Genomic DNA, 2195 nt, shown 5'->3' on the forward strand with positions numbered 1-2195 from the left:
GCATGGTCAGGCGGATCTGGCCAAGGTGCCTGCCGGCTGTGCGTTTGGGGATTTTATGCAGCGGCTCAATATTGGCGCACCGACAGTGTCCCACCATGTTCGGGAGCTGTCGGAGGCGGGGCTGATCCGTGTGGAGCGTGAAGGGCGCCGCCGCTTCTGCCATGCGGAGCCAATGATGCAGGAACGGTTGGCACACTTTTTTGAAATGTAATTAACACCGAATACAGGGGCAGGGAATGACAGCGGATCAATGGGCGCTTTGGGGCTGTGGCATCTTTTTTCTGGTCGGCTTGCTGACCGGCGCCTGGAAGTATGTGCAGGTGGCCAATAGTGAGAAAGCCCGGGCGCATTACTATGTGGACATCGCCCACCGTGCCAGCTTGATGTATGCCTTTGCATGCCTGGTGCTGGAGCGCTTTGCCTTGCTCAGCGTTTGGGACGACTGGGTGAACACCCTGGCGGTGCTGGCCTGTCTGATTTTCTTCGCGCTGGCGATCGGCAGTTATATTCTGCACGGCATGCTTAAAGACACCCGCAACCAACTGCAAAAGCCACACAGCATGGGCTCGGCCACGGTACCGCAGGCGGCCATGACGGTATTTATGCTCGCGCTGATCGCGGCGGAAGTGGGTGGTTTCGCCGTGCTGTTCGCAGGCTTTGTGATGAGATGAGGGTGAGCTACGAGCTACGAAAAAAGAGAGGGAAGGCGGAAAATTCCCTGACGTTCCTTTTCAACGTTTCACTTTGAACGTTCAACTGAACCCGCGGGCATGGCGGTTATCGCGTGACACCGTACCCGGCCCGCGTTTCAGCTTGCAGCGTGTCCCGTGTTGCGTTTCTTATCAAGTGCAGTAGCGGCCGTACTGGCTCAGCGCCTTGCTGCTGTGTGGATCAACCGTATCGACCCAGACCTGCATGGAATCCTTGTTGCGATTGTTTTGCAGGTTGCTGAAATCCCCGGCGGTGAATTCGCCGAGCAGGGTATCCCCTTCCTGGGGTGTGATGCCATCCAGCTGTTTGACCAACACCATGCCCTTGCTGGAGTTCAGCAGCATGTAGTCGCAGCTCTGGCTGATAATGACCGTGGCTTGCTGATTGGCATGGGCGGCGTTGCCCAGCATCATGCATCCGGCCAGTCCGGCACCCATTATGGTGTATTTGAATGCTGACATATGGATCCCTTCCTTTTTTATTGTCCCACTCCACCTTCTACCTTTCACTTTACTGCCCCGCCGCGGGTGAACCTGTTGTCTAATCGCGGTAAAGCTGTAACCCGGTGTTGTGTTTTTATTGCGTTCCATCTGATTGGATATTGGCATACATGATGGCACTGCAACATCATCGTTATGGCTCTTTGTGCAGTAGGGAATAAGACTGAGATACTGGTGCTGTATAGGGCGAATTGGCCTGAACGGCGTCATTCGGTATGGGGCGGTTGTGGTGTGTTGTCAGCGATGAAAAAAGCCGCTTCTGAGTACTCAGAAACGGCTTCTTTCATTCGTCGGCAAAATGCCTAAGGCGTTACTTCAGTTCCTTGGAGCTAAGCCCCAGCACGCGACGGGCAATAACCAGTTGCTGGATCTGTTGGGTGCCTTCAAAGATATCCAGAATCTTTGAATCACGGGCCCATTTTTCCAGTAACTCGTCTTCGGTGTAGCCCAGGCTGCCGGCCAGTTCCACACAACGCAGGGTGATGGTGTTACCGACCCGGCCGGCCTTGGCCTTGGAGATGGAGGCTTCCAGGGTGTTGGCTTTCTTGTTGTCGGCCATCCAGGCGGCTTTTACCGCCAGCCAGTAGGCGGCTTCCCAGTCCGCTTCCATCTTGTAGATTTCCGCTTCCACCGCAGAGCAGTTGTCCACGGGTTTGCCGTAGTCATAGGTGATGCTGTCTTTGAGCAACTCCTTGATGCGCTCCAGGGAGGCTTTGGCGCAACCAATGGCCATGGCGGCCACCAGCGGGCGGGTGTTATCAAACGTCTCCATGACACCGGCGAAGCCTTTCTTGGTGTCAATCTCCGGGCTGCCCAGCAGGTTTTCTGCCGGTACCCGGCAGTCCACGAAGTTGATGGCGGCGGTGTCGGAGGCGCGGATGCCCAGCTTCTTCTCCAGCCGTGCCAGTTCCATGCCCGGGGTGCCCCAGTCCACCACGAACGACTTGATGGCAGCGCGACCCAGTTTCGGATCCAGGCTGGCCC

Annotated in this window: 4 protein-coding genes; 2 read left to right on the forward strand and 2 right to left on the reverse strand. The window is 56.4% G+C overall.

Going from position 1 to position 2195, the window contains the following annotated elements:
* Both A3754_RS22430 and A3754_RS22435 read left to right on the forward strand, forming a co-directional pair.
* Positions 1-211 (forward strand): helix-turn-helix transcriptional regulator (locus A3754_RS22430; RefSeq protein ID WP_156497152.1); only part of this gene is annotated, 211 nt, incomplete at its 5' end.
* Between the two features lie 25 nt (positions 212-236).
* On the forward strand, positions 237-671 hold the full coding sequence (locus tag A3754_RS22435) for a hypothetical protein (protein ID WP_063521386.1): 435 nt from the start codon (positions 237-239) through the stop codon (positions 669-671).
* Positions 672-842: 171 nt separating this feature from the next.
* Here the strand turns inward: A3754_RS22435 and A3754_RS22440 are convergent, their stop codons facing one another.
* Together A3754_RS22440 and A3754_RS22445 are read right to left on the reverse strand one after the other, a co-directional pair.
* On the reverse strand, positions 843-1172 hold the full coding sequence (locus tag A3754_RS22440; protein ID WP_063518881.1) for a hypothetical protein: 330 nt from the start codon (positions 1170-1172) through the stop codon (positions 843-845).
* Positions 1173-1521: 349 nt separating this feature from the next.
* Positions 1522-2195 (reverse strand): acyl-CoA dehydrogenase family protein (locus A3754_RS22445; protein ID WP_255363154.1); only part of this gene is annotated, 674 nt, incomplete at its 5' end.

Source organism: Alcanivorax sp. HI0083, from assembly GCF_001635175.1.